This is a genomic window from Micromonospora sp. CPCC 206061 (genome assembly GCF_036906915.1).
In the GTDB taxonomy this organism is placed as follows: domain Bacteria; phylum Actinomycetota; class Actinomycetes; order Mycobacteriales; family Micromonosporaceae; genus Phytohabitans.
This window is the reverse complement of sequence record NZ_JBAKHX010000023.1, coordinates 1-26,940: the sequence shown is the minus strand read 5'-3', so window position 1 is coordinate 26,940 and position 26,940 is coordinate 1. Positions and strand designations below refer to the sequence as shown.

Genomic DNA, 26,940 nt, shown 5'->3' with positions numbered 1-26,940 from the left:
GTGGGGGCGCCGCCGAACGGAGACCGTCGGAAAGCTTACCGGATCAACGGGCCTGCTTGACACTGCTCTGACCAGCCAAAAGTGTTACCAGGCAACGACTTTCGGTAATATCTCCTCACCCTGTCACGTCAGCTTCGCTGGAGCCGCCAAGGTTCCACAGCCGGTCGAGGGCGGCTACGCAATAGCTGTACGCACCGGGAGTGCCAACAGTTCGATCGACCCAGTTCGTGCCGCGGGTGGTCGCCACCAGGCGCGCGGTCTCACCGTCCACCTTGAACACCGCGTAACCGGCTGGCCGCGTGCCGTCGCCGGCGCGCCATGCGAGAGCGACCGCGTTGTCGCCGTCCCGGCGCGCCTCGGTGACCTGAGGCGCGACCGGACGGTTCGGGGGCATGTGGTCCATCGCCGGCACCAGGGCGGGCTGGGCGTAGTGCGCGGTGGCGTACCGGCTGACCGCGCCGAGCCGGTTGGCCCGTACCTGTTTGGCGCTGAAGTGGATGCTGCCACCGACCGGGTACTTGGTGTTGAGCGCGAGCTGGCGGTCGAGCTCGGCGGGGTCGGACCAGGCGCCCTTCTGCCCGACCCGGTAGTCGGCCTGGCCGATGTAGAGCTGCACTCTGGTGTCCTTCACCACGTCTGACCACCACGGCAGGAGCTTCGCGTAGTCGGCGATGTCGAAGCCGATGTGCCAGTAGAGCTGCGGGACGATGTAGTCCAGCCACTCTTCCTTGACCCAGAGCCGGGTGTCCGCGTAGATCGCGTCATAGCTCTGCAGGCCGCGGGTGGGGGAGCCGAGGGAGTCGGTGGTGCGGTTGCGCCAGATGCCGAACGGGCTGATGCCGAACTTCACCCACGGCTTCAGCTCCTTGATCCGCTGGTTCATCTCGGCCACGAGCTTGTTGACGTTGTCGCGCCGCCAATCGGCCTTGGTGGCGAAGCCCGCGCCGTACTGCTGGAACGCCGCGTCGTCGGGAAAGTCCTGTCCCTTGACCGGGTACGGGTAGAAGAAGTCGTCGAAGTGCACGCCGTCGACGTCGTACCGGGCCACCGCCTCCAGCATCGAGTCTTGGACGAACTTGCGCGCCTCGGGGATGCCCGGGTTGTAGTAGAGGCGGCTGCCCTTGCCGCTCTTCGGGAACGGGACAGCCCACTCCGGGTGCACCCGGAGTGGGTGGTTTGCCGGCAGGTCAGCCGGGTTGCCCGACTGGCTGGCCTTGTACGGATTGAACCAGGCGTGAAACTCCAGGTTGCGCGCGTGCGCCTCGCTGACCAGGAACTCCATCGGATCCCAGCCTGGGCCGAGCCCGTCTTGCCGCCCGGTCAGCCAGCGCGACCACGGCGCGTACGAGGACGGCCAGAAGGCGTCGCCGCTGGGGCGTACCTGGACGAAGACCGCGTTGTGGCCGTGCTGCTGCGCCAGGTCGAGCCAGCCGCGGTACTCGGACTTGACCTTCTCCTGGTCGAGGCCGGGCCGGCTCGGCCAGTCGATGTTGCTGACCGTGGCGATCCACATGCCGCGGAGCTGGCGGGGCGCGTCGAGGGGGCGCCCGGCGCAACTCGCGGCGGCCGACACCTGCTGGGCAGGCTCGGGCCGGGTCTGCCAGCGGACCAAGCCCACCGAGAGGGTCACCACGACGACCAGGGCCACGGCGAGGTGGACCTGGCGGCGGCCGGTGGGGAGCAGGGCCATCGGGCCAGTCTGCCCTCTTTTGCGCTGATCTTGAAGTGGCAGGGGTCACCGCTCGATACTTGAGAGTGTGAGCACCTCGCCGGAGCACCGGTTCGAATTGGGCACCGATGGACCGAAGAACCTAGTGGTCGGCGTCGACGGTTCGACGACATCGATGCGTGCCGGCGCATACGCCGCCGGGCTCGCCCGCCGGCAGAATGCCCACCTGGTGGTCGTCTTCATCGCCCGGCCGTCACCGCTGGTCGGCATGGCGCCCGGCGCGATGGCCGTGGTCCGGCAGGCGCACGACGAGATCGCCGACGACCTGCGGCGGCAGGTCGACGAGGCGGCCGCCGAGGTCGGGCTGCGGGCGACGTTCCGGGCGGTCTCCGGTGACCCGTACACCGAACTGGTGAAGATCGCCGATGAGGTGAGCGCGGACGGCGTGATCGTAGGGGCGTCGACGCAGGCCGGGCACCGGTTTGCCGGTTCGATCGCGATCCGGCTCGTGAAGGCCGGACGCTGGCCCGTCACCGTCGTACCATAATACATTTACATACATGAAAATAAAGCGCGTCCTGGTCGCCGCCCTCGCGGCGGCCCTCGCGGGGGTCGGCGCCGCGACGATTTCCGGTACTCCGGCACAAGCGGCCGCTGGCTGCGAGGTGTCCTACAACGCGACCTCCTGGACGGGAGGCTTCTATGCCGGCGTACGGATCAAGAACCTCGGCGATCCGTGGACGTCCTACACGGTCTCGTTCCGGTTCACCGGCGACCAGCGCATCACCCAGGCGTGGAACCTTCGCTGGACCCAGTCCGGCGCCCAGGTGACCGCGGCGGGCGGCTCATGGGACCGCCCGATCGGCACCGGTGAGAGCCTCCACCTCGGCTTCAACGGCACCTATACCGGCGTCAACAACCCGCCCGTCGACTGGTCGGTCAACGGGATACGGTGCGTGATTGCCGGCCAGCCGCCGGCCGTGATCGCCGAGCCCGAGGCGGTGAGCGTGCCCGAGGGTGGCAGCGGCACCTTCACTGTCCGGCTTAGCCACCCGCCGACCGGCACGGTACGCATCGACATGCGCTCGACCGGCACCGGAATCTGGGGCGCTCCGCCGGTCGTGCTCACCTTCGATGAGAACAACTGGAGCACGCCAAGGCCGTTCACGATGTACAGCATGGCCGACGCCGACGCGGTCCACGACTTCGTGATCGTCAACCTGTCGGCGACCGGCTACGCCGCCGACACTGTGACGCTGACCCAGGTGGACGACGACTAACCCGCGCTGTGCCATGCTGACCTGCGATGGCAGAGATCGGCTTGGGGCTGGCCGCGCTGGGCCGGCCGGCGTACATCAACCTGGGGCGGGACCTGCCCGCTGACCGGTCGGTGGCGGCCATGCGAGCCCGGGCGCACGAGGTGCTCGACGCCGCGTACGCCCGGGGCGTCCGCTACCTGGACGCGGCCCGCTCCTACGGCCGGTCGGAGGAGTTCCTCGCCGGCTGGCTGGCAGCCCGGCCGGACGTCACCGACGTGACGGTGGGCAGCAAGTGGGGCTACACGTACACGGCGAACTGGCGGCTGGACGCCGAGGTGCACGAGGTGAAGGACCACAGCGTCGCCACGTTCGACCGCCAGCTCGCCGAGACGCGCGCGCTGCTCGGTGGGCGGCTCGACCTGTACCAGATCCACTCGGTCACGCCCGACAGCCCCGCGCTGGCCGACGGCGCCCTGCACAAGCGCCTCGCCGAGCTGGGCGCCGAAGGCGTCCGGATCGGCCTGTCCACCAGCGGGCCGCACCAGGCCGACGCGATCCGTGCGGCGCTCACCGTCCGGGTCGATGGGCGACCGCTCTTCCGCGCGGTCCAGGCCACGTGGAACCCGCTGGAGCCGTCGGCGGGTGACGCGCTCGCCGCCGCGCACGACGCGGGCTGCCTGGTGATCGTCAAGGAGGCGCTGGCCAACGGGAGGCTGGCTGTCGACCCGCCGGCCGCGTTCGCCGAGGTGGACGCGGCACCCGACGCGGTGGCGCTGGCCGCCGCGCTGCGGCAGCCGTGGGCCGACATCGTGCTGTCGGGCGCGAGCAGCGTCACCCAGCTCGACAGCAACCTGGCCTCGGCTAGCGTTGCGTTCGAGTCCGACCTGCGTGCGCTCGCGGAGCCGCCGGCCGACTACTGGCGGCGGCGCTCGGCCCTCGGCTGGAGTTAGCTCGGTTAGGAGGCGTCATGACGCGCGTAGTGGTGACCGGCGGCAGCGGCAAGCTCGGCCGCGCCGTGGTCGAAGAGCTGTTGGCGCACGGGTACGACGTGGTGAACGTCGACGCTGCACCGCCCCGCGAGCCGCGCTGCCCGTACGTCCGCGTCGACCTTACCGACTACGGGCAGACCGCCGAAGCACTGTCTGCTGTGGACGACCGCTTCCGCGGCGCCGACGCGGTGGTGCACCTCGCCGCGATCCCGGCGCCGGGCCTCACCACGAACTCGGCCACCTTCGCCAACAACGCCGCCGCCACCTACAACGTCTTCGCCGCCGCCCGCGCGGCCGGCATCACCAACGTGGTGTGGGCGTCCAGCGAGACCGTGCTCGGGCTGCCGTTCGACACTCCGCCGCCGTACATACCGCTCGACGAGGAGTACCCGGCCCGCCCCGAGTCGACGTACTCGCTGGTCAAGCACCTGGAAGAGCAGATGGCGGCGCAGTTCTGCCGCTGGGATCCGCGCCTCAAGATGATCGGCCTGCGCTTCTCGAATGTCATGGAACCCGCCGACTACGCGGTCTTCCCCTCGTTCGACGAGGACCCCAACCTGCGCAGGTGGAACCTGTGGTCGTACATCGACGCCCGCGACGGCGCCCAAGCGGTGCGCAAGGCCCTGGAGCACGATGCCACCGGCGTCGACGTCTTCATCATCGCGAACGCCGACTCGGTGATGAGCCGTCCGTCCGCCGAACTGGCCGCCGAGGTCTTCCCCAGTGTGCCGGTCACCCGCGAACTCGCCGGCACCGAGACGCTGATGTCGATCGACAAGGCACGCCGGGTGCTCGGCTACGAGCCCCGGTTCACCTGGCGCGATCAGGTCTGAGGGGCTCCCGACCGCCAGACCACGCCGTCCAGGAATTGCTCGACGGCGGTCACCACGAAGCCGAGGACGGCTGCCGAGGCGGCCAACGGGCCGGGAAGCATCATGCCGTGGTTGGCCCCGTCGACCTCCAGCACATACGGGGTCAGCTCCTTTGCCAGGTCGCTCTTCCACACCCGGTCGTCGCCGCCGCCGACCAGCAGGAACGGCGCGGTGGCGGCCCGCAGCGCCTCGACCACCCGCTCCTCGGTCAGCAGCGGGGTGAGCCAAATCGCCGGCAGGCCGCGCTCGGCCGCCACGGGCGCGGCGAGCGAACCCAGCGACTTGCCGATCACCAGCGTGCGCGGCGGCAACTCGTCGAGCAGCGGCTCGACCTGGGAGCGCACGAAGTCGTAGGAGAGATCCTCCGGAATCTGCGACGGCCAGGAGTGCGGGTGCACCCGCACGTCACGGGCCCGCAGCGCCTCGGAGGGGTACATCAGCAGTGGGGCGTAAGGGCCGTACATGCGGCCGGGCAGTACGAGCGCATCTGGCACCCGGACAGCGTACGCCGAACCAGGTGCGTCGATCGTCCGGTTTCAGTTCCCGCCGGTCCGGGTAGCGATGAAGAATGCGTACTCCAGCGAAGGCCGTGATGACGCTGGCCGCCATCGGCCTGGCCGCCACCGGATGCCAGACCGGCGCCGGCGGCACCGGACCGACCCCTTCGTCTAGCCCCACCCCCAGCTCCTCCGGCTCGGCCGCCGGGCAGGCCGCCGAGTGCGTCACCGGCGACTGGCGCACCACCGGCGCGACCGGCACCGCCGCATCGGGTAGCGCCAGCGCCGAGGTGACCGGCGGCAGCGGCGTAGCCGTCAACATCCAGCGCGACGGTGCGGTGCGTGCCGACTTCTCGGGCATGCAGCCGGTCACGTTCGACCTGAACGCCGCCGGCACCAATGTGCGCGGGCAGTTTTGGTACGGCGGGACGGCTAACGGGACGGTCCGCACGATGGAGGGCACGTGGGAGCCGATCCCGCCCATGGAGTGGGGCGACGTGCGAGTGACCGTCGACCTGACGTCGCCGGTGAAGGCGCGTCCGTTCAACGACGTGCGGCTCGGCGACTACGTCGGTGACGGGGTCGGCCAGACCGGCAACATCGTCGACGTGCAGCCGTTCCTCGGCAAGGGCGCGTACGAGTGCCGTGGTGACACGCTCGTCCTGTCTCCCTCCGACGACAACGGCCTCACCTGGACGCTCCAACGCGCCTAGGCCCGGTCTCGATCCAGCCCAGCGCCGCCACCGCGCCCACCGTCAGGGCCACCGCCACGAGCGCGTAGCCGAGGTCGCCTAAGGCCCAGACGTGCAGGGCGTCGCCCACCACGAAGCAGGCGGCGATCGCCGGATTGTGCCAAAGGTAGATGGTGACGGCGCGGGCGTTCGCCAACGACACGAGCCGATCCAGCGGTCGCGCCCGCGCCAGCCAGCCCATCGGCGGAGCCGCGCGCAGCAGCGGCAGCACGAAACCCAGCGAGTACAGCGCGACAGCGAGCGGGGCGTCGAGGCCGTGCGCCAGCGCCCAGCCGGCGCCGGCCGCCAGGCATGCGGCGGCCAGCGCGGCGAACCAGGGCAACGGGATGCGGCGCAGCGCGCCGTCGCGGTGGGCGAAGCCGACGATCCAGCAGGTCGCGTACGTGGCCAGGTCGGTGAGCACATCGCTGTGGCCCAGGCCGGCCACCACGACGAGGACCACGAGCGGCAGCACGGCCGTCCGCAGCGGCCAGCGCCGGTACGCCCACAGCAGCACTGGTGACAGCAACACCAGCCACAGGTACGTCACCAGGTACCACAGCACCTCGGTGGCTGGCAGCGCCCACTCGGTGCCCGGCGGCTCGGCCAGCGGCAGCAGCCACAGCAGCAGCTCGGGCCAGTGTGGACGGTGTGGCCAGCCGTGCCAGAGCATCGCCGGCACCAGCAGCGCGCCGAACGCCCACACCGCGGGCAGCAGGCGGCGCAGCCGTCCCGCCACGACCCGGTCGGGCGCGCCGTCCGACCGGTCCAGCGACGCGGCCATCAGCGAGCCGCCCAGCCCGAACATCACGCCCATCGCCGGGAACGCGAAGCTCAGCCAGGCAGCCGGAAACATGTGGTACGCCACGACGCGGGCGATCGCGGCGGTGCGCAGCAGGTCGAAGTACCTGTCACGGGTCATGCGCCGCCTCCCGCAGCCGCCACAAAGCGGAGGGAGCCGCCCGCGCGCAGCGCGGGCCAGGATTGCAGCAACCGGAGCGACTGGCGGCTACAGGAAGGCTTTCGGGCGCATGACCCGCGCGAGCGAAGGCGAGCGCCAGCCAACTCAGACATCGCGGGCCACCGCCGCCTGCCCCGTGCGGTGCAGCTTGTGCCAGCGCAGCCGCGCGCCAGTGAGCGCGGTGACCACCGACTGGAGCAGCACCAGATACATGAGCTGGCGGTACGCGAACTGCTGGAGCGGCAGCACCGCGAGCGGGCGCAAGCTCTCCCGGTCGAGCCGGAACGCCACCGCCGCCGTCACGAACTGGAGCCCCAGCATCGCCGACCACGCCGCCACCGTCGCGGTGCGGTCGAAGAACAGCCCGTAGACCGCGAGCAGGTCGATGACCGGTGCGACGAGCGGCAGGACCAAACCGAAAAGCGCCAGGAACGGCAGTCCGAACCGGAACGGGCCACGGCTGCGCAGCGCGCCCCGGTGTTTCCACATCGCCTGCATGGTCCCGTAGCTCCACCGGTACCGCTGCTTCCACAGCTGGCTCAGCGTGGCAGGCGCCTCGGTCCAGGCGCGCGCCGATTCCTCGTACACGATCCGCCAGCCGGCGCGGCACAGCGCCATGGTGATGTCGGTGTCCTCGGCGAGCGTGTCGTCGGTCATGCCGCCCGCCGCCACGAGCGCGTCGCGCCGGAACGCACCGATGGCACCCGGCACGGTCGGCATGCAGCGCAGCGTCTCGTACAGCCGGCGGTCGAGGTTGAAGCCGATGACATACTCGATGTGCTGCCAGCGCGCGACGAGGCTGTGCCGGTTGCCCACCTTCACGTTGCCGGCGACCGCGCCCACCGACGGGTCGGCGAACGGCTGCACCAGGCGCCGCACCGAGTCGGGTTCGAACACGGTGTCGCCGTCCACCATCACGATCAGCTCATGCCTGGCGGCTGCGACCCCGGTGTTGAGCGCGCTTGCCTTGCCACCGTTGGCTTTCCGGATGACCCGCACGTTCGGCAGGCCAAGGCCTTCGGCGATGTCGGCGGTGCCGTCCGTGGACCCGTCGTCGACCACGACGACCTCGATCTCGGTGTGGTCGCCCGTGGCCAGTGACCGCACCGCCGCGGCGATGCCTTCCTTCTCGTTGTACGCGGGCACGATCACGGAGACCGGTGCGGTGACCGGTGGCCCCCACGACCACCGCCGCGCTCGTCGTTCCCGGGCGTGCCTGCCCGCCAGCGCGAACAGCAGCAGGGTTCGCGCGACCGCGAGCAGCCCGACCGCGATGAACAGCGCCTTGAGCAGCCAGAGGACGGCGTCGGCGATGCCCACCACCCACAGCAGCACGCCGCCGCGCCACCGGTCACCCGGGTCAGCCGCTGGGTTCTTCACCATGACCGGGGATCCGAGCGTGAGGTTCAGCCCCTGCGAGACGGTGGTGAAGCGATACCCCTGCGTCCGCATTCGTGGGATGAACTCCTCCAGCGCGGCCACGGTCTGCCCGCGGTCTCCGCCGGCGTCGTGCATCAGCACCACGGCGCCCTGCCCACCGTCCGGTGTGGAGCTCGCGAGGATCGCCGGGATGCCGGGGCGTGCCCAGTCCTGGCTGTCGCGGTCGTTGACCACCACGACGTATCCGAGCCGCCCCGCCTCCTGGACCAGCTTCCACTGCTGGTCGTCGATTGCGGAGGGCTGCGACGAGTACGGGAACCGCAGCAGCGCGGTGTGCACGCCCGCCGCGTTGGCGATGGCAAGCTGGGTCTGGGTGTACTCGGTGTGCCGGCGCCACCGCGGCAGCGTCGACAGACGCGGGTGGGTGAACGTGTGCACGCCCAGCTCGTGTCCATTGGAGACGAGCCGGCGCACCAGATCTGGGTGGCGGGCGACCTGGGAGCCCACGACGAAAAACGTGGCGTCGACGCCATGCTTGTCGAGCACCCGCTGGATCTGCGGTGTCCACCATGGATCGGGGCCATCGTCGAAGGTGAGTGCGATCGTCTTGGGTGGCAAGCGGTACGAGACGTGGCGCTGGCCGGCGGTGTTGATGATCGGGCCACCAGTGCTGACGCTGCTGGGGACGGTCTCGCTCGGCTCGTTTCCGCTGGTGCCCTTGGCGTCCGGCGTGAACCGGGCGTTGGCGTACGCCTCGACGAACAGCACGCTGGCCAGTACCAGAAGAAGAGCCGCGACCACCAGGCGGCGCGGGCGCAGCGTCCGCTTCGAAACGGGCATCAGGGCGTGGGCTCCAGGCTCGGGCTTCGCGGCACCTGCGGGGGCTCCGGCGTCTCCATGGGTATCGGGAATTGCGGCGGCGCAGGAGATTCGGGCGGCTCGGTCGGGGCCGGGGTGGGCGGCGCCGGCGGTGTCGGCGCCTGTGGTGTCGGAGTGCGGCTCGGCGAGGGCGTCGGCGTCGACTCCAGGCGCGGAGCCGGGCTGCGCGTGGCGACCGCGACCCGAACGACCTGTACCGCGGCGCGCTCCGGCGCCGATGTGGTCCGGGTGACGCGCTGCGGCGCGCTGCGGCGGAAGTCCTGCTCGGGCGCGACCGCGGCGAACGGCCGGATCGGCACCGGCGTCGGGCGCACGGGCGGCCGGTCGCTGGGCGCGGGGAACGGCTCGAGCGCTACAGGTCCGGCCGGCCCGCCGACGACACTGGTGCCGACGAGGCCGGTGTACATCAGGCAGGTCGCGCCGACGGCGTAGGCGATCCGCCGCATCCGGCGCCGGCGCCGGCCGGTCGCGTCGACGAAGATTTCGGTCACGGCTAGGGAGCGTATGGAGAAGTCCCTGGCCAGGGCCTCTTTTCGGTCCCTCCATAGGGGACGCCGAAGTCGAGGCAAAGAAGTGGACGAAACGCTGACCGGGCCACCCGTTGCCTGGCCAGGCCGTGGCGCCCCGGAGGTTACTGTCAAGATGGCGACTCGCCCCGAACTGAATGCATTCATTGATCTCGACGCGCGACGGTTGTCGAGGCTGATCGATATTTCGGGGTGGGCGCCGGTGGCGTGGTCGGAAATCTGACCAAGCGCGACCTGTTGTGCGGTTGATCCGAGGTGATTAAGCTGACCCCAGCGCGCCCCTATCGCCCGCTTCCCCCGTGGCAGGCGATCGGGGCGCGCGCCTATTCAGCGATACATCGGCGGCACGTGGCTCACGTGCCGCTTTTTCGCGTGCGCCGAATATTCCCACTGTCAACTAACATGAACGTTCGGACGGCTTTGCTTCACATCAGTTGACATTGTGGGTCCCCGATGGCGAGGCTGGTTACCGGACCGCCGGCGTAAACGGGGGGCGCTCTCGGCCGGGCCACTTGCCGAGGGCGCGTGCCGGTGACCTGTCACCGGTGTGGACCAGGGCCCACCCTGGTCCACACTGGTTGACAACGCTCCGCCGCAGGGCACATGGGGGTCCGCCGTGACATCGCCAGCAAAGCCGCGCACACTCGCGGACAAGCTCAATCACCTCTTCCGCACGGTGCATCCAGGCGACCGCGGGCCGTACAGCAACGAAGAGGTCGCCTCGGCCATCCGGGAAAGCGGCGAAAGCATGTCCGCCACCTACCTGTGGCTGCTGCGCCGCGGCGAGCGCACCAACCCGACGATGCGGCACCTCCAGGCGCTGGCCGGATTCTTCGGCGTCCCGCCGGCGTACTTCTTCGACGACGCCGTTACCCGCCGCACCGACCGAGACCTGGAGCTGCTGTCGAGCCTGCGGCAGCTCGGCACCAAGCGCGTCGCACTGCGCACCGTGCTGGCGAGCGCCGGCCTATCCGAAGCCAGCCAACAGCTCGTGCAGCAGGTCGTCGACCGCTGCCTGGAGCTCGAAGGGCTCGCCGGCGAGCCGGGGGAGCACGCATGACCCCGCCTGTCGGCTGGAGCTGGAACGTTGACGGCGACACCGACCTGCGCCGGCTCCGACGCCGCTGCGCCCGCCTGGTGCGCGACATCGCCGTGCCCGTGCCCTTCGACGCCGAGCGGCTCTGCCAAGAGGTGGGCGACCGCATCGGCCACCCCATCACGTTGATGCCGACCGCGATGCCCGCCGACGGGCCGTCCGGGCTCGTCATCACCGGCTCCCGCGCGCACTATCTCTGCTACGACAGCGGCACCCGGCCCCTGCACCAGCAGCACATCATCGCCCACGAACTGGGTCACCTCATCGCCGGGCACACCTCCGAACCGGTGGCCGACGCCGACGTGGCAGCCGCCCCTCTAATGTCCACACTGGACCCCGAGATGGTGCGGCGGGCGCTCGCGCGCGACGCCGGTTACGACAGCCGCGAAGAACGCGAAGCCGAGATCATCGCCGATCTTCTGCTGCGGCGCGCCCACTCGTGGGCGCCCGAGCAGACCTGGCACGTACCGCTCGACGTGGCCGACGTGGTGGCGCGGATCGAACGCTCGCTGGGATGAGCAGGTGAACGAGGTCCTGTACCCGGTACTCGCCGTCACGGCCTGGGGCGGATGCGCCGTCAAGCTGTACGCACTGCGGCGCGGCGGCAGCCCCGCCGGATACGCCGTGTGCGTGGCACTGGCGCTGCTCGGCACGACGTTCACCGTGTCTACGCCCGCCGTGTGGGGGTGGCTCGACCGGGTCACCGGCGTGCCCAACCTCGCCGCGCTCTGGGCACACCTGTCCGTCGTCGGGTTCTCCGGCACGGTACAGCTGCTCCTGCTGTGGTGGGTGAACCCGGCGGGAGAGGCGGGCCGCCGTGCCCGCGCGCGGCTGGCGTTCCTCGCCACCGCGGCGGTCGCGATGGTCGTGCTCTTCCTGGCCTCCGGCCCCACCGAGCCGCGCGCCGGCGAGTTCGTCGCCACGTACGTGAGCCGGCCAATGTTCGCGGCTTACATCCTCGTGTACCTGGTCGCGTTCGGGCTGGGCCTCATCGACGTGGTCCGGCTGTGCTGGCCGTACGCCACGGTGTCCGGCCGCTCCTGGCTGCGCCGAGGACTACGCACCACGGCGGTCGGCGCCATGGTCGGGCTCGTCTACTGCGCCGTCCGGATCTCCAGCGTGATCGGCGCCCAGGTTGGTGCCGACCCCCGCCGCTGGGAACCGATCGCACCGGTCGCCTCCAGCTCCGGCGCGTTCCTCGTCATCCTCGGGCTCACCATGCCCGCCTGGGGACCTAGGCTGTTGCAGCTGCGCGGCTGGCTGCGCAGGCGCCAGCAGTACCGCCAGCTCCAGCCGCTGTGGGTCGACCTGCACCGGCTCATGCCGGAGATCGCGCTGGAGCCACCCGTGGCCGCGCCGCTCGGCACCCTCGACCGCCGCCTGTACCGGCGCGTCATCGAGCTGTACGACGGGTGGCTCGCGCTGCGCCCGTACCTGGACGAGGCGGCCGGCGACCGCGCCCGCCGGCTCGGCACCCAGGTCGGCCTGCGCGAAGAGGAGCTAGCCGCCGTCGTCGACGCCGCGCGCCTGCGCGGCGCGGTGCGGGCCTACACGCGCGGTGTGCGCGGCCCGGACGAGACCGAGGCCCCACCCGACCGGCCCGACGAGGCCGCCGACCTCGCCGGAGAGGTCGCCAGGCTGGTACAGGTGTCCCGCGCGTACGCGTTCTCGCCGGTCGTCGCCGCGGCGGTGGCCGGACGTGAGGTGCTCTTCCCCGACCAGACCGAGGTGGCGATGTGATCCCGTCGCAGCCCCGCGCCGCCCGCGCAGCCCCGCGCCGCCCGCGCAGCCCCGCGCCGCCCGCGCCGCGGGCCGCCGCCTCTTTCCGCCGATCAAGGGCAAACGCACGTGCTTTGATCTCCGATCCACGTGCATTTGCCCTTGATCAACGCAGATCTCCTTGATCAACGCCGTTGCCTTAGGCGTCCGACGCCGCACCAAGGGCGCCACAGCGCGGCAATCTTGAACACTTGTTGCTGGCCTAGGACTAGCCAAGGATCGTCACGGTTGTCGATCCCATCCGCGCTGATCCGGCTCCGCATGTATTCAGCGACGCCTGAAAGGAGTATCGCGGCGGCCGCGCGCTCCGGAACGCTGACCGCATGCCCGCCCGACCGGGCTGGTGTGGAGGGAGAGGACCCATGTGGAGCGTTCCAAGACGGTTGGCGGCGAGTGCCGCGCTCGTCGTGTGCGTGGCCGCCGGCCTGGCCGCGCTGCCCACGCCCGCCGCAGCCACCAGCCCGGCGGCGACCACCCGGGCGGCGGTAACCTCGGTGGCCAACCTGGCGGCGGCGAGTTGCTACATCGTCTGTGACGACACCGACCCCAACACGGCCAGATACGAGAACTCCGACGGGGCTCTGGTCCGGTGCAACGGCTACCGGACCGTTTACGTGGTGAGCAACACCGAACTGCGCTACAGCACTAGCTGCCGCATGGCCTGGGCCCGCGGGAACGGATACTCGCCAATCAAGATCGAAAGCTTCAACGCCGACGGGACGTTCCGGACCTCCAGAGAGCGCACGTCCTGCCCGGTGGGACCCCCCGCCTGTCCCTCGCAGATCTACACCGTGGCGCTCAACGATGCTGGCCTGACGGCCCGCGCCTGCGTGTACAGCCCCAGCGAAGGCTGGCGCTGCACCGCCCGGTACTGAGCCGTCCGGCATTGCGCGGCACGCGCCCGGCCATGCCTGCCGCGCCCCGGGCGCGCGACGCGTGAGTTCCTGGGCCGGCCGGCACGCGCCGCGACCAGCCGTGTCCGATTCGGTCGCCTAACTCAACGGCGTTGTCCCCTTGAGCGACGTGCAGATTGGCCCGACGGATCAAGGCCCGGGCGAAGGGACGGCGCGCCGCGCCAGCGCGCCTGGCGCCGGGCTGCGCGGCGGCCGTGGTGGCGGCCCGGCGGCCGTGGCGGGCGGCGGGGCAGTGGGCGTCGATCAGGGAGATGCGCGTGGATCAAGGGCGAATGCACGTGGATCGGAGATCAAAGCACGTGCGTTTGCCCTTGATCGGCGGAAAGAGGCGGCGGCGCGGCGCGCAGGCGGCGCAGGGCGGCGCGCAGGCCGCGCGCAGGCGGCGCGGCATGAGCGGTGCGCGTCGGGCGCGTCGTGTTAGATCCAGCGGCTGCCTAGCCACATTCGGGCGGACCAGTCGTCGTACGGGATGATCTGGCCTACGTAGATCGGATAGAAGTACGCGAAACAGACCGCGACCAGTAGCACGTACGCCCCGGCGACGACCGCGCCGATCAGGCGCCGGTCGGAACTGCTCTCGTCGGTCGGTGGTGCCGCGCCCGGCGTGGCGACGGCAGCGGCGGGCGCCGGCGTCATGATCGCTCCGAGCACGTACACCACAGCGAGTACCAGGAACGGCTGCGCCGGGAGCGCGTAGAAAGCGAACATCGTGCGGCCCTGCATGGCGAAGTAGAACCAGGGCAGCAGGCCGGCCGCAACGCTGAGCAGGATCGCGCCGGCTCGCCAGTCGCGGCGGGCGATGCCGAACCACGCCAGCGCACCGAGCGCCGGGATGAACGACCACCAGAGCAGAGGCGTACCCACCAGCAGGATGTGCGAGGCGCAGCTCGACGCGCCGCAGGTGCCGTCGGTCGACCAGTAGAACGCGATCGGGCGGCCTAGCAGCAGCCACTGCCAAGGCCACGACTGGTACTGGTGCGTGGCGTCCAGTGTGGAGTGGAACTTGTACATCTCGTGGTGGTAGTGGAGCAGGTTACGGATCGCGCCCCACACTGGCGGCTCGGCGTGGCCGGTGTCGCGAAGCCAGTGCCGGAAGTACCCGGTGTCGGTGGCGAACCAGCCGGCCCAGGTGGCGGTGTAGGTGAGCAGCATCAGCACGCCGGCGAGCAGCAGCCAGCCGAACTCGTCGATCACCGTGTCGCGCCACGGGCGCCGCACCCCGGCGGACCGGCGCGCGCCCACCTCCCACACCACGATGAGCAGGGCGAAGGCCGGCACGAACCAGATCGCGCTCCACTTGACGCCCAGGGCACAGCCGAGCATCACCGCGCACAGCAACCGCCACCACGGCACACCGGTGCGCCAGTCGAAGGCCGGCCGCCCAGCCTTGCCGGGCTGGCTCGGGTCGAGCCCGGCCTCCATCGCGCGAAGCCAGCGCCGGCGGCGGGAGTCTCGGTCCATCACGAGCGCGCCGAACGCCGCCACCACGAAGAACATGAGGAAGATGTCGAGCAGCGAGATCCGCGACAGTACAAGGTGGAATCCGTCGAGCGCGATCAGCAGGCCGGCGGTGCAGCCGAGCACCGTCGAGTGGAACATCCGCCGGGCGACCCGCACCATGATCAGCACGGACAGGGTGCCGATCAGGGCTCCGGAGATCCGCCAGCCCATCTCGTTGTTGCCGTACACCATCTCGCCCAGCGCGATCATCCACTTGCCGAGCGGCGGGTGTACGACGTACGCGGGGCCGTTGGTCTTCTCGTCCCACTCGACGCCGCGGTGCAGCATGTCCCAGGCGTCGGTGGGGTAGTACACCTCGTCGAAGATCAAGCCTTTGGGCTTGTCGAGGTTGACGAGCCGTAGGATGCCGGCGATGACCACGATGACGCCGGTAGCGAGCCAAGAGTACGGGTCGAGCCGCGCGTCGAATGGCAGCAGCCGGCGCCGGACGACGTCGGCTACGCCGCCGCGCTGGCCGGCGCTGCCGGCTTCCGGGCTCTCGTACTTCTCTTCGGGACCGGCGTCTTCAGTGGTGATCGCCGGTGCCTGCGCTGTCGCGGCCGTGGTCACCCCGCGATCGTAGGCTGCGGAGGGGCGGTACGGCGTGCACTGCCCATCTAGTGGTGTCATGAGTATCGATGAAAGGCCATTGAGGTGGGTGAAACGTCCGGATCTGGGCGGTTAGTGTTAGTTGGTGCCCCGCTAGGCAACATATCCGATGCCTCCATTCGGCTCCGGGAGACCCTGTCGGCCGCTGACGTCGTGGCGGCCGAAGACACCCGGCGGCTGGGCCGGCTGGCACGCGACCTCGATATCACCATCACCGGGCGGATCGTCTCCTACTTCGAGGGAAACGAGGAACGGCGTACTCCCGATCTGGTCGACGCCATGCGCGACGGCGCGTCGGTCGCGCTGATCACCGACGGGGGCATGCCGAGCGTGTCCGACCCCGGATACCGGCTGGTGCGCGCCGCACTCGACGCGGGCATACCGGTCACCGCGGCCCCCGGTCCCAGCGCAGTGACCACCGCGCTCGCGCTGTCCGGGCTGCCCGCCGACCGGTTCTGCTTCGAGGGCTTCCTGCCCCGCGGCGGCGGCGCCCGGCGTGGCCGGCTGCGCGCCCTCGCGGCCGAGGAGCGGACGCTGGTCTTCTTCGAGGCTCCACACCGGATCGCGGGGGCGCTGACCGATCTGGCCGAGGTGTTCGGCGCGGACCGGCCGGCGGCGGTGTGCCGCGAGCTCACCAAGACGTACGAGGAGGTCGTGCGCCGTTCGCTCGGCGAACTGGCGACCTGGGCCGGCGAGCAGCAACCTCGCGGCGAGATCACACTCGTGGTGGCCGGCGCGACGCCATCCTCCTCCGACGTGTCGGAGGAGGAGTTGCGATCAGCGGTGGCCACTCTGGAAGCGGGAGGCATGTCCCGCCGTGACGCGATCGCCTCTGTGGCCGCCACCCACGGCCGACCTCGCCGCGAGGTCTACACCCTGGTCCACACGGTCCCGGGCCCACCTGGCGGGCGCTAGAAGGTCGAGGCGAGGAAAGCCACGGCGATCAGTAGGGGCGCGGTCAAAGTGGTCAGCGTGGCGGTCCGGCGGGACCAGCGGTCCTCCAGGCGCCGCGCGCCGGTCACCCACACGAGCCCGAACCCGCAGAGCACGACCATGGCCAGCCCGAGCGCCCATCGCAGGTGCCGCACCGCTGCGGCATCCCCCACGTACGCCCGGCCGCTGTCGGCGCCGACCATCCGGGCGGTCACCGTACTGCCGACCGCGTTCTGGCCCTCGGCCACCCCGACCAGCCGGATCCCCTCGGCGGTGAACGCGCCGTTGGCCGCGCTGAACTCGCCGACGCAGCGCTGCCCGACGCCACCTCCCGTGCACTCCGAAACCGTGGCGGTGCCGGTGTCGCCGTGCCCGACCGCGAGCCACAACGGCTCAGCGCTCACCCACGCGAAGAATGTCGCCAGCAGCGCCAGCACCACCAAACCCACCAGGCCGACGGCCGGACTGCGCGGCGGCTTAGGCAGCCGCCCGGGCCGCCGGTTGCTGTACCGGTCCCGGCGCGGCACATCCTGCGTGGGCAGCCAGAACGGCAACCCGTCGTCATCCGGCGCGGGTGACGGGGTCGGGATGAGCGCCCGTTCCGGCATGGACGGCAGCAGGGCCTTCTCCCGGGTCTGCGTGTCTGGCCCCGCTTCGGCGACCTTGGTTTCCGCTCCAGCGCGTCCGGGCCCGGCCTGGGCGCGCTGGATGCTGGCATGCCGGTCGAACCGGGTGGTCGCCATCGGCGCCGGCACAGCCGCCTCCGGCGCCGGGCTCTCGTCTTCCGCGTCGAGCGCGTCCGCCGCTGGGGCCTCGACGAGCGTGGTCTCGTGCGGCGTGGTCTCGTCCGGCGTGGTCTCGTCCGGCGTGGTCTCGTCTCGCGTGGTCTGCTCTTGCGCGATCTCGTCCGGCGCGGTCGCTTCCAGCGCGGTCTCCTCTGGCGGCGTCTCGTCGTACGCGTCGTCCTGGGACATGCCGTCCTCCGTCGCGTGATCGGCGGAGGCGGCCTCCACGAGGCCGTCGCGCGCGGACGCGGCGCGGCTCACCGACGCCGAGTCCGACGAGGCGTCGGTGAGTGGCGCGGGATCCTCAAGCGTGGGGTCGGGGCTGGGGCCCTCCTCGGCCACGGCGCCGTCGGAGCCGGCCTCGACCGCGTCCGGCGGGGTCTCCTCGGCTGCGAGGGCCTCCTTGTCCGGCTCGCCCGCCGGCCCCGAGGATCCGGCGGCCAGATCCAGTGACTCGCCCGGGGCCGATGCCGGCGATCCCAGGGCGTCCACGGGCTCGCTCTCGGGCTGCGCGGGCGCCGGTACGGCATCTGCCGGTGACTCGACGCCGTCCGCGGCCCGGGCCGCGGCGGGCGCAGGCGTGGTTGTCGCCGGCTCGCGCACGGTGTCCGCAGGCGGTTGCGCTTCCAGCGTGTCCGCCTCCGCATCCGTGGCCCGGGCCGCGGCGGGCGCAGGCGTGGTTGTCGCCGGTTCGCGCACGGTGTCCGCAGGCGGTTGCGTTCCCGGGGCGTCCGCGTCCGCTGTGGCCGGCACGGGCGCTCCGGTCGCGGGGTCGGCGTCCGCCTCTCGCGGCCCCGCAACCGGGTCCACCGGCTCGGCGGGCGGTGCCGGAGCGGCCTGGACGGGCGGAGGGCTGGCCGAGCTGGCGCCGTCCGCCTCGTGCGCGCTGGCGAGCGGAGCGGGATCCGGCGGAGCGGGAATGGTGACGATCGGCGCTGGCGGTACGGGCGGCACGGCTGGGCGGTCGAGCGCCGCGAAACGGGCCGCGGCCGCCGCCGGATCGCCCCGCCACCATGCTCCGGCGGGGCCGTCCGCGGCCCACGGGCTGCCGCCCGCGACGCCCTCGGGTATCTGCGTTTCCCCTGGCTGTGGCGCTGAACCGGTCACAGACCTCATTGAACGCCGCCGGACGCACCGGACCACGTACCGCTCCGCGCGTGTCGGACGATTGGATGGTTATTACCCTTGGTCGCTATGAGTCACGTTCTCGCGGCGGTCGCCTGGCCGTACGCCAACGGCCCGCGCCACATCGGCCACGTCTCCGGCTTCGGCGTCCCCTCTGACGTTTTCAGCCGGTACATGCGGATGGCTGGCCACGACGTGCTCATGGTGTCGGGCACCGACGAGCACGGCACGCCCATCCAAGTGCAGGCCGACAAGGAGGGTGTGACCCCGCGCGAGCTGGCCGACCGGTATAACCGGGTGATCGTCGAGGACCTGCACGGGCTCGGGCTCGCCTATGACCTTTTCACCCGCACCACGACCGGCAACCACTTCGCGGTGGTGCAGGAGCTCTTCGAGGGGCTGCACCGCAACGGGTACATCGTCCCCAAGGTCACGATGGGCGCGATCTCGCCGTCGACCGGCCGTACCCTGCCCGACCGGTACATCGAGGGCACCTGCCCAATCTGCGGATACGACAGCGCACGGGGCGACCAGTGCGACAACTGCGGCAACCAGCTCGACCCGGTCGACCTGATCAACCCGCGCTCCAAGATCAACGGCGAGACGCCTGAGTTCGTGGAGACCGAGCACTTCTTCCTGGACCTGCCGGCGTTCGCGCAGGCGCTGGGCAAGTGGCTCGACACCCGCGACGGCTGGCGCCCCAACGTGCTGCGCTTCTCCAAGAATCTGCTGGACGACCTCCAGCCCCGGGCCATCACCCGTGACCTGGAGTGGGGCGTGCCGATCCCGCTCGACGGCTGGCGCGACCGGTCCGACAAGCGGATCTACGTCTGGTTCGACGCGGTGATCGGATACCTGTCGGCCTCGATCGAGTGGGCTCGGCGCTCCGGCGACCCGGAGGCGTGGCGCCGCTGGTGGTCCCCAGTGGGCGGCAAGGACGCCCGGGGCTACTACTTCATGGGCAAGGACAACATCGTCTTCCATTCGGTGATCTGGCCGGCCCTGCTCCTCGGGTACTCGGGCGAGGGCGACCGGGGCGGCGAGCCCGGCGCCCTCGGTCCGCTGAACCTCCCCACCGAGGTGGTTTCCAGCGAGTTCCTGACGATGGAGGGTCGTAAGTTCTCGTCGTCGCGCCAGGTCGTGATCTACGTGCGCGACTTCCTGGAGCGGTACGACGCCGACGCCCTGCGCTACTTCATCGCCGTGGCCGGCCCGGAGAGCCAGGACACCGACTTCACGTGGGCCGAGTTCCTCCGGCGCAACAACGACGAGCTGGTCGCCGGCTGGGGCAACCTCGTCAACCGATCGGTCTCGATGGCCGCGAAGAACTTCGGAGCCATCCCGCCGGCGGGCGAGCTGACCACCGAAGACCGCGCGCTGCTGGAGACTGCCAAGAAGGCCTTCGCCACCGTCGGCGGCCTTATCGAGAAGCACCGCCAGAAGCAGGCCATCGGCGAGGCCATGCGGGTGGTCGCGGAGGCCAACAAGTACCTGTCGGAGCAGGCGCCCTGGAAGATGAAGGAAGACCTGGACCGCATGGGCACCGTGCTGCACGTGGCGTTGCAGGCGGTGAGCGACTGCAACACGCTGCTCACGCCGTTCCTGCCGCACAGCGCCCAGAAGGTGCACGAGCTGCTCGGCGGCACCGGGATACACGCGCCGATGCCCTCGATCGTCGAGGTGGAAGACATCGACGGCGGCCCGGCGTACCCGATCCTCACTGGCGACTACACGACCGGAGCGCGCTGGGAGTCTGTGCCGCTGGAAGGTGGCCGGCCGCTCGCCCCGCCGAAGCCCGTCTTCCGCAAGCTCGACCCCTCGATCGTCGACGAGGAGCTTGCTCGCTTGAGCGGCTAAAGCGCGTACTCGATGTCGACAATGCTGTGGTCGGCGATCTCCGCGGTCGGCGCCCACACCTCGTAGATGCCGCGCTCGTAGCACTGCGCGCCGAGCGCGGCGACGCTGTCGGCGTCGGGACGGCAGAGCCGGAGGCGGGTCCAGCCCGCCTCCTGGTGCAGCGCCGTGCATGGCACGCCGCGCCAGCGCGCGTACCGCACGCGCCGGCTCAGGGCCTCGACCGCGTACCGGGCGGCGCGGGTCATCGCGAGCACCCGGAACTCGGCGACATGTGGGGCCTCACGGGCGGCGGTCACCCGCCCGACACTAGACCGCTGCACGTGCTCGTGGGTGAACGGAGGGTTACGCCTGCCTGTGACATCCTGGGTGGCGATGAGTAAGACGCGAGGCCAGCGGGCGGGGGAGTTTCCGCCCTCGCCGCCACCCCTTCCGATCCCCGTCGTCGACAGCCACACCCACCTCGACATCACGGCGTCTGAGGCCGGTGCGCCCACTGGCGAGCGCGGTGGTGTGCCCGAGCTGATCGCGCGCGCCGCCGAGGTTGGCGTCGACCGGCTCGTACAGGTCGGCGTCGATGTGAAGACGTCGCGGTGGGGCGCCGCGCTGGCCGCCGAGCACGAGGCCGTCGTCGCGACGGTCGCGATACATCCCAACGAGGCGCCCCGCCTGCCCGACCTCGACGAGGCGCTCCGGCAGATCGAGGCGCTCGCCGCGCACGACAGGGTCCGCGGCATCGGCGAGACCGGCATGGACACGTTCCGGACCGGCGACGAGGGCCGAGCGGTGCAGGAGGCCAGCTTCCGGGCCCACATCGCCATCGCCAAGCGGTACGCGAAGCCGCTCGTCATCCACGATCGCGACGCGCACGCCGACGTCCTGCGTGTCCTGGACGACGAGGGCGCACCGGAAACCGTGGTGATGCACTGCTTTTCGGGTGACGCCGACTTCGCCGCGGAGTGCGTCCGGCGGGGGTACGTGCTGAGCTTCGCGGGCACGGTGACGTTCGCCAGCGCGGGTGCGCTGCGCGAGGCGGCCCGGGTGACCCCGCTGAAGCAGATGCTCGTCGAGACCGACGCGCCCTACCTGACACCCATGCCGTACCGGGGGCGGCCGAACGCGTCGTACCTGATCCCCCTGACCGTGCGCGGTCTGGCCGAGACGACGGGCGCTCACCTGTACGAGCTGTGCACGGCGATTTCCGAGACGGGCGACCGGATCTTCGGGCCGTGGTGACGCACCTGCTCGGCCCGGCGGAGATCCGGGAACTGGCCGCGCGCCTGGGCGTGCGCCCCACCAAGAAGCTGGGGCAGAACTTCGTCCACGACCCCAACACCGTGCGCCGCATCGTGGCCGCCGCCGGTCTGGACGCCGCGGATGTGGTCGTCGAGGTGGGTCCGGGGCTTGGCTCGCTCACCCTCGGGCTGCTGCCGGCCGTCCGGCACGTGCACGCGGTGGAGATCGACCCGGTGCTCGCTGGCGCGCTCGCCGAGACCGCGGGTCACCCCGACAGCCTGACCGTGCACCGCGCGGACGCGCTTCGGCTCTCGGTGGCGGATCTCACGCCACCGCCGACCGCGCTGGTCGCGAACCTGCCGTACAACGTCGCGGTACCGGTCGTCCTGCACCTGCTCGCTGAGCTTCCCTCACTGCGCCAGGGGCTCGTCATGGTGCAGAAGGAGGTCGCGGACCGGCTGGTCGCCGGTCCCGGTTCCAAGGTGTACGGCGTGCCGTCGGTCAAGCTCGCCTGGTACGCCTCGTCCCGCAGTGCCGGCCGGGTGCCGCCCGCGGTCTTCTGGCCGGTGCCGAACGTCGACTCCGGCCTCGTCGCCTTCACCCGCCGCCACCCGCCGCGCGCCGACGTCACCCGCGAGCGTGTCTTCGCGGTGGTCGACGCCGCGTTCGCGCAGCGCCGCAAGACGCTGCGGGGCGCGCTCGCCGGCTGGGCGGGCGGCCCGGACAGGGCCGCGGCCGCGTTGGTGGCCGCCGGCGTCGACCCGGGCGCGCGGGGCGAGTCGCTGACCATCGGCCAGTTCGCGGACATCGCCGCTGGCGTGCCCGTGCCAAGCGGGGCCGGCGAGTAGTCTGGCGGCGTGCCCGTGAGGAGGTGGACGACATGACCGCACAGCCGACCGAATCGGCGGGCCGTGGCATGTGGTCGCCCGACCCGCTGCGGCAGCGCCTAGCCAACTACACGATCGAAGACGTCCTCGAACTGCCCGACGACGCCCCCCGCGTCGAGTTGCGTGATGGAGTGATCATCGTGGTCCCGTCGCCGACGGTTGGGCACCAGGATATTGGCGCCCTTCTGTGGATGTGGCTCCGCCAGCATGCGCCGGCCGAGTATCGCGCCGTGCTGGCCGTCGGTGTCGCGGTCACCCACAAGGACACTTTCGAGCCCGATGTCGTCTTGCTACGCCGACCGGTGGAGGATGGCAGCCACTATTTCGACGCCGCACAGGTCCTGCTGGCGGTCGAGGTGGTCTCGCCTGGCACTAAGCGTCGTGACCGGCTGGAGAAGCCGGGCGACTACGCCGCCGCCGGCGTCCAGCACTTCTGGCGGATCGAGCAGAACCCCGTGCATATCTTCGCGTACGAGCTGGCGGGAGACGCATACAAGCTGGTGGCGGACGCGACCGACGAGTTGGCGCTCGACAGGCCGTTCAACCTGAGGCTGCCCATTCGGGACATCACTCCGTGACCGAGGCGTGGCGGCCGGACGAGGACCTCGACCGGCCCCGGTTGGCGGCCTCAGGCCCGGTGAAGGTGCGTGTCCCTGCGAAGATCAACTTGCATCTGGGTGTCGGTCCGGCGCGCGACGACGGATACCACGAGCTGAGCACCGTCTACCACGCGATCTCCGTGTACGACGAGCTGACCGCTCGTCGCGGCGACACGCTGACCCTCACCATGGAGGGTGAGGGCGCCGGCGAACTCGCCCTCGACGAGTCCAACCTGGTGATCCGCGCGGCCCGCGCCCTGGCCCACCAGACCGGCATGCCGGCGCACGCCCGGCTGCACCTGCGCAAGCAGATCCCGCTCTCCGCGGGGCTGGCCGGCGGCAGTGCCGACGCGGCGGCCGCCCTGGTGGCGTGCGACACGCTCTGGGGCACTGGGCTGTCCCGCGACGACCTCGCGGCCGTCGCCGCCGACCTGGGCTCCGACGTGCCGTTCCTCGTGTACGGCGGCACCGCGCTCGGCACCGGGCGCGGCGAGGCGGTCAGCCCGGTGCTGGCCCGGCCGAACACCTGGCACTGGGTGGTTGCGGTGGCCGACGGTGGGCTGGCCACACCAGACGTGTACCGGGAGCTCGACCGGTTGCGCTACACCGGCGAGGTGCCGCGGCTGCCCACCCACTCGACGAACCCGCTGATCGGCGGCGCCGACCGGCTGCTCGCCGCGCTGCGCCAGCGCGACCCAGGGGTGCTGGGTGCGGCGCTCGACAACGACCTCCAGCCGGCCGCGCTGTCGCTGCGGCCCAGCCTTGCCGACGTCCTCAAGGCCGGCCACGCCGCGGGCGCGCTCGCCGGCCTGGTCTCGGGGTCCGGGCCCACCTGCGTGTTCCTCGCTCCTGACAGCCGCCGGGCGACGGAGATCGCCGACGACCTGACCGCCGCCGGGGTGTGCCGCATCGCGTACACCGCGCACGGTCCCGTGGCGGGCGCCCGGGTGGTCTGAACATGGCGAACATCGTCAACCTGGACCGGGTGTCCAAGGGGTACGGCGCGGCTGGGCAACTGCTCACCGAGGTGTCCCTCGGCCTCGACGACGCCGACCGGATCGGCGTGGTCGGGCTCAACGGCGCCGGAAAGTCCACGCTGCTGCGCCTGTTGACCAAGTTGGAAGAGCCTGACGACGGCCGGGTCACGCACCGGCGCGACCTGCGGGTGGCCTGGCTGCCGCAGTCGCTCGACCTGGCCGCCGACGCGACCGTCCACGACGTGGTGCTCGGCACCGGCTGGCTCGGCGAGGGCTTTGCGGCCGAGCACGAGTGGGCCGGTGACGCCGGGGTGCGCGCGATCCTCGACGGTCTCGGCATGCCGCACCTCGGGCTCGACCAGCCGGTCGGGCCGATGTCCGGTGGCGAGCGCCGCCGGGTCGCGCTGGCCGCGCTGCTGGTGCGCGCCTCCGACCTGCTGATCCTCGACGAGCCCACGAACCACCTCGATGTCGCCGGCGTCGACTGGCTGGCCCGCTACCTGTTGAGCCGGCGCGGCGCGCTGGTCGTCGTCACACACGACCGGTGGTTCCTCGACGCGGTGTGCACCGGCACCTGGGAGGTCGCCGACCAGGCGGTGCGCGCCTACGAGGGCGGGTACGCCGCGTGGACCCTTGCCCGCGCGGAGCGCGACCGGGTCGCGGCGGCCACCGAGGCCCGGCGCCAGAACCTGCTGCGCAAGGAGATCGCGTGGCTGCGGCGAGGCCCGCCCGCACGGACCTCCAAGCCGCGCTTCCGCATCGATGCCGCCAACGCGCTGATCGCGGACGTGCCGGCGCCGCGCGACACGGTCTCGCTGCGCAGGCTCGCCACCGCGCGCCTTGGCAAGCAGGTGTACGACCTGAGCGACGTCACCCTGCACGCCGGCCCCAAGCTGATCCTGGACCAGGTCACGTGGCAGGTCGGCCCCGGTGACCGGATCGCCGTCCTGGGCGCCAACGGTGCTGGGAAGACCACGCTGCTGCGCCTGCTGGCCGGCCGGCTCGCCCCCGACAAAGGGGAGGCGCGGGTCGGCGCGACGGTGCGCACCGCGTTCCTGTCGCAGGAACTGGCCGAACTGCCCAACGAACTGCGCCTGCTGGAAGCCGTCGAAGAGGTCGCCAAACGCGTCAAGCTCGGCGACCGGGAACTGAGCGCCGCACAGCTGGCTGAGGTGTTCGGGTTCACCGACCGTCGCGTGTGGACGCCCGTCGGCGACCTGTCCGGTGGTGAACGGCGGCGCCTGCAACTCCTGCGCCTGCTGGCCGGCGAGCCCAACGTGCTGCTGCTCGACGAACCCACCAACGACCTCGACACCGACACGCTCGCCTCACTCGAAGACCTGCTCGACTCGTGGCCCGGCACGCTCCTGGTCGCCAGCCACGACCGGTACCTCGTGGAGCGGGTCACCGACACGGCGTACGCGCTGCTGGGCGATGGGCGGCTGCGCCACCTGCCGGGCGGTGTCGACGAGTACCTCTCCCTCATCACACCCGGTGGGCCGCCGCCCCCCACGCCGCGTCCGGCGGCGCGCGAACGCGAGCCCGCCTTCGACGTCCGCGCGGCGCGCAAGGAACTGGCCCGCCTCGAACGCACGCTGGGCAAGCTGGAGCAGCGCGAGGCCACACTGCACGAAGAGCTCGCGACGCACGCGACCGACTACACGAAACTCGCCGACCTCGACGCGCGGCTCAAGGCGATACAGGCGGAGCGCGGCCAGGTCGAAGAGGAGTGGCTGGCGCTGGCCGAGCGAGTGCCGGATCACTGAATCGGGGGGCGCCCGGCGGCCTCCCGAACGGGTACGTCAAAATCGCCGCCATGGCGCACACTCCCGTCAACCACCCGCTGCGGCCCACCTACCGGGCGCTTGCGGGGCTGGCCGGCCTCTACCTGGTGATCTTCGGAATCCTCGGCATCGCCGAGACCGGCACCGAGCCGTTCTTCGCCCAGGGCGACGGCAGCGCGATCGGCCAGGGCACCAATCTCGGGTACTCCGTGATCGCGATCGCCGCGGGGCTGCTGATCCTCGCCGGCGTCGGCATCGGCCGCAACGTCGACGCCACGCTCAACACGTGGGGCGGGTACGCGTTCATGGCGCTGGGCCTCGCCGCATTGGCGGTGATCCGCACCGACGCCAACTACCTCAACTTCACGATCCCCACCGTCGTGGTCACCATGACGATCGGGCTCCTGCTGCTGACCGCCGGCATGTACGGCAAGGTCGGCTCCGACGACGAGGCGAAGGCGGCCGAAGCCGCGCGGCTTCTCCTGTAGTCCCGCTTCTCCGGTAGTCCTGCGGAAAGGCCATAGCTGGGCGACAATCCAGCTATGGCGCACATCCCGGTGAACCACCCGCTGCGACCGGTGTACCGCACCGTCGCCGGCCTGATCGGCGCGTACATCCTCGTATTCGGCGTCATCGGCCTGATCCAGACGTTGGGTGACCCGCTCTTCGACCGGGGCGACGTCTGGGTGCTCGGCCTGCGGACCAACCTGGCCTTCTCGATCCTGTCGATCCTGTACGGCATCGTGCTGCTCGGCGGCAACATCGTGAACGGCTACCTCGGCCACATGATCAACCTGGGTGGCGGGGTGCTCTTCATGCTCGCCGGCATGGGAATGATGACCGTCATGCAGACCGACGCCAACATCCTGAACTTCTCGATGTCGACGGTCGTCGTGTCGCTGATCTTCGGGCTGCTCGTCTTCACCGCCGGCCTGTACGACAAGCCCGGCACCGCCGAAGACGCCGAGGCCGAGGAGAAGTACCGCCGCGCGTCAGTGCACGCCTAGGGGCACGCCTAGGGGGCACGCTTAGGGGCAATACCGGTAACTTAGGGGCAATTCGGTCGTTGGTCGTGGTGTGCCTCGTGCGGGTCAATTG

26 protein-coding genes are annotated in these 26,940 nt (G+C 71.1%); 18 read left to right on the top strand and 8 right to left on the bottom strand.

The features are described 5' to 3' along the window. Positions 1-115 precede the first annotated feature (115 nt). Positions 116-1,690, bottom strand: coding sequence for a glycoside hydrolase family 10 protein (locus tag V6V89_RS17785; protein WP_334620255.1), 1,575 nt, complete (start codon positions 1,688-1,690; stop codon positions 116-118). 67 nt (positions 1,691-1,757) lie between these two features. Here V6V89_RS17785 and V6V89_RS17780 point away from each other — a divergent pair, with 67 nt between their 5' ends. From V6V89_RS17780 to V6V89_RS17765, 4 genes are read left to right on the top strand one after another with little or no spacing between them, the layout of a single operon-like run. Continuing rightward, positions 1,758-2,216 (top strand): universal stress protein, encoded by a 459-nt coding sequence (locus V6V89_RS17780; RefSeq protein WP_334620254.1) that lies wholly within the window; start codon positions 1,758-1,760, stop codon positions 2,214-2,216. A 13-nt stretch (positions 2,217-2,229) separates the two neighbouring features. Continuing rightward, on the top strand, positions 2,230-2,949 hold the full coding sequence (locus V6V89_RS17775) for a cellulose binding domain-containing protein (RefSeq protein ID WP_334620253.1): 720 nt from the start codon (positions 2,230-2,232) through the stop codon (positions 2,947-2,949). A 26-nt stretch (positions 2,950-2,975) separates the two neighbouring features. Continuing rightward, on the top strand, positions 2,976-3,878 hold the full coding sequence (locus tag V6V89_RS17770) for an aldo/keto reductase (protein WP_334620252.1): 903 nt from the start codon (positions 2,976-2,978) through the stop codon (positions 3,876-3,878). 17 nt (positions 3,879-3,895) lie between these two features. Further along, positions 3,896-4,750, top strand: a complete 855-nt coding sequence (locus V6V89_RS17765) for an NAD-dependent epimerase/dehydratase family protein (protein ID WP_334620251.1) — start codon at positions 3,896-3,898, stop codon at positions 4,748-4,750. Here the strand turns inward: V6V89_RS17765 and V6V89_RS17760 are convergent. Then, a complete protein-coding gene (locus V6V89_RS17760; RefSeq protein ID WP_334620250.1) occupies positions 4,741-5,283 on the bottom strand; it encodes an alpha/beta hydrolase in 543 nt (180 codons plus the stop codon). The genes V6V89_RS17765 and V6V89_RS17760 overlap by 10 nt on opposite strands. Positions 5,284-5,357: 74 nt before the next feature. On the opposite strand from V6V89_RS17760, the gene V6V89_RS17755 reads away from it, so the two are divergent. Beyond that, positions 5,358-5,999 (top strand): hypothetical protein, encoded by a 642-nt coding sequence (locus V6V89_RS17755; protein ID WP_334620249.1) that lies wholly within the window; start codon positions 5,358-5,360, stop codon positions 5,997-5,999. Here V6V89_RS17755 and V6V89_RS17750 read toward each other — a convergent pair. From V6V89_RS17750 to V6V89_RS17740, 3 genes are all read right to left on the bottom strand, one after another. Then, complete coding sequence (locus V6V89_RS17750) at positions 5,974-6,939, bottom strand: acyltransferase family protein (RefSeq protein ID WP_334620248.1); 966 nt, start codon at positions 6,937-6,939, stop codon at positions 5,974-5,976. The two genes, V6V89_RS17755 and V6V89_RS17750, sit on opposite strands and share 26 nt — an antisense overlap. Positions 6,940-7,083: 144 nt before the next feature. Continuing rightward, a complete protein-coding gene (locus V6V89_RS17745; protein ID WP_334620247.1) occupies positions 7,084-9,198 on the bottom strand; it encodes a bifunctional polysaccharide deacetylase/glycosyltransferase family 2 protein in 2,115 nt (704 codons plus the stop codon). Beyond that, the gene (locus tag V6V89_RS17740; RefSeq protein WP_334620246.1) at positions 9,198-9,728 is read right to left on the bottom strand and encodes a hypothetical protein; all 531 of its coding nucleotides are present in this window, start codon (positions 9,726-9,728) and stop codon (positions 9,198-9,200) included. Before V6V89_RS17740 ends, V6V89_RS17745 begins: the two co-directional genes overlap by 1 nt. Positions 9,729-10,380: 652 nt before the next feature. On the opposite strand from V6V89_RS17740, the gene V6V89_RS17735 reads away from it, so the two are divergent. The 4 genes from V6V89_RS17735 to V6V89_RS17720 all read left to right on the top strand — a co-directional run bounded on the left by V6V89_RS17735 (position 10,381) and on the right by V6V89_RS17720 (position 13,514). Next, complete coding sequence (locus V6V89_RS17735; RefSeq protein ID WP_334620245.1) at positions 10,381-10,824, top strand: helix-turn-helix domain-containing protein; 444 nt, start codon at positions 10,381-10,383, stop codon at positions 10,822-10,824. Next, positions 10,821-11,378 carry a hypothetical protein gene (locus tag V6V89_RS17730; RefSeq protein WP_334620244.1) on the top strand — a complete coding sequence of 186 codons (558 nt, stop codon included), beginning with the start codon at positions 10,821-10,823 and terminating at the stop codon, positions 11,376-11,378. The genes V6V89_RS17735 and V6V89_RS17730 overlap by 4 nt, the downstream gene beginning before the upstream one ends. Positions 11,379-11,382: 4 nt before the next feature. Further along, positions 11,383-12,600, top strand: coding sequence for an MAB_1171c family putative transporter (locus V6V89_RS17725; RefSeq protein WP_334620243.1), 1,218 nt, complete (start codon positions 11,383-11,385; stop codon positions 12,598-12,600). Between the two features lie 401 nt (positions 12,601-13,001). Beyond that, positions 13,002-13,514, top strand: a complete 513-nt coding sequence (locus tag V6V89_RS17720) for a hypothetical protein (protein WP_334620242.1) — start codon at positions 13,002-13,004, stop codon at positions 13,512-13,514. A gap of 456 nt (positions 13,515-13,970) precedes the next feature. Here the strand turns inward: V6V89_RS17720 and V6V89_RS17715 are convergent, their stop codons facing one another. Continuing rightward, on the bottom strand, positions 13,971-15,683 hold the full coding sequence (locus V6V89_RS17715; RefSeq protein WP_334620241.1) for a dolichyl-phosphate-mannose--protein mannosyltransferase: 1,713 nt from the start codon (positions 15,681-15,683) through the stop codon (positions 13,971-13,973). A gap of 24 nt (positions 15,684-15,707) precedes the next feature. On the opposite strand from V6V89_RS17715, the gene rsmI reads away from it, so the two are divergent. Next, positions 15,708-16,577, top strand: a complete 870-nt coding sequence (rsmI, locus tag V6V89_RS17710; protein WP_334620240.1) for a 16S rRNA (cytidine(1402)-2'-O)-methyltransferase — start codon at positions 15,708-15,710, stop codon at positions 16,575-16,577. Here rsmI and V6V89_RS17705 read toward each other — a convergent pair. After that, positions 16,574-18,487, bottom strand: coding sequence for a hypothetical protein (locus tag V6V89_RS17705; RefSeq protein WP_334620239.1), 1,914 nt, complete (start codon positions 18,485-18,487; stop codon positions 16,574-16,576). The genes rsmI and V6V89_RS17705 overlap by 4 nt on opposite strands. A gap of 87 nt (positions 18,488-18,574) precedes the next feature. On the opposite strand from V6V89_RS17705, the gene metG reads away from it, so the two are divergent. After that, the gene (gene metG, locus V6V89_RS17700) at positions 18,575-20,362 is read left to right on the top strand and encodes a methionine--tRNA ligase (RefSeq protein ID WP_334620238.1); all 1,788 of its coding nucleotides are present in this window, start codon (positions 18,575-18,577) and stop codon (positions 20,360-20,362) included. On the opposite strand, the gene V6V89_RS17695 is transcribed toward metG, so the two are convergent. Then, the gene (locus V6V89_RS17695; RefSeq protein ID WP_334620237.1) at positions 20,359-20,658 is read right to left on the bottom strand and encodes a hypothetical protein; all 300 of its coding nucleotides are present in this window, start codon (positions 20,656-20,658) and stop codon (positions 20,359-20,361) included. The two genes, metG and V6V89_RS17695, sit on opposite strands and share 4 nt — an antisense overlap. A 76-nt stretch (positions 20,659-20,734) precedes the next feature. On the opposite strand from V6V89_RS17695, the gene V6V89_RS17690 reads away from it, so the two are divergent. The 7 genes from V6V89_RS17690 to V6V89_RS17660 are packed head-to-tail and all read left to right on the top strand — an operon-like array spanning position 20,735 to position 26,849. Beyond that, complete coding sequence (locus tag V6V89_RS17690) at positions 20,735-21,595, top strand: TatD family hydrolase (protein ID WP_334620236.1); 861 nt, start codon at positions 20,735-20,737, stop codon at positions 21,593-21,595. After that, a complete protein-coding gene (gene rsmA / locus V6V89_RS17685; RefSeq protein ID WP_334620314.1) occupies positions 21,592-22,443 on the top strand; it encodes a 16S rRNA (adenine(1518)-N(6)/adenine(1519)-N(6))-dimethyltransferase RsmA in 852 nt (283 codons plus the stop codon). The genes V6V89_RS17690 and rsmA overlap by 4 nt, the downstream gene beginning before the upstream one ends. Positions 22,444-22,475: 32 nt before the next feature. Further along, positions 22,476-23,060, top strand: coding sequence for a Uma2 family endonuclease (locus V6V89_RS17680; protein WP_334620235.1), 585 nt, complete (start codon positions 22,476-22,478; stop codon positions 23,058-23,060). Further along, complete coding sequence (locus V6V89_RS17675; protein WP_334620234.1) at positions 23,057-24,037, top strand: 4-(cytidine 5'-diphospho)-2-C-methyl-D-erythritol kinase; 981 nt, start codon at positions 23,057-23,059, stop codon at positions 24,035-24,037. Before V6V89_RS17680 ends, V6V89_RS17675 begins: the two co-directional genes overlap by 4 nt. 2 nt (positions 24,038-24,039) lie before the next feature. Continuing rightward, positions 24,040-25,824 (top strand): ABC-F family ATP-binding cassette domain-containing protein, encoded by a 1,785-nt coding sequence (locus tag V6V89_RS17670; protein ID WP_334620233.1) that lies wholly within the window; start codon positions 24,040-24,042, stop codon positions 25,822-25,824. Between the two features lie 50 nt (positions 25,825-25,874). Further along, a complete protein-coding gene (locus tag V6V89_RS17665; protein WP_334620232.1) occupies positions 25,875-26,330 on the top strand; it encodes a DUF4383 domain-containing protein in 456 nt (151 codons plus the stop codon). A gap of 54 nt (positions 26,331-26,384) precedes the next feature. Next, entirely contained in the window at positions 26,385-26,849 is a 465-nt protein-coding gene (locus tag V6V89_RS17660; protein WP_334620231.1) for a DUF4383 domain-containing protein, read from the top strand. The last annotated feature ends 91 nt before the right edge of the window (positions 26,850-26,940 follow it).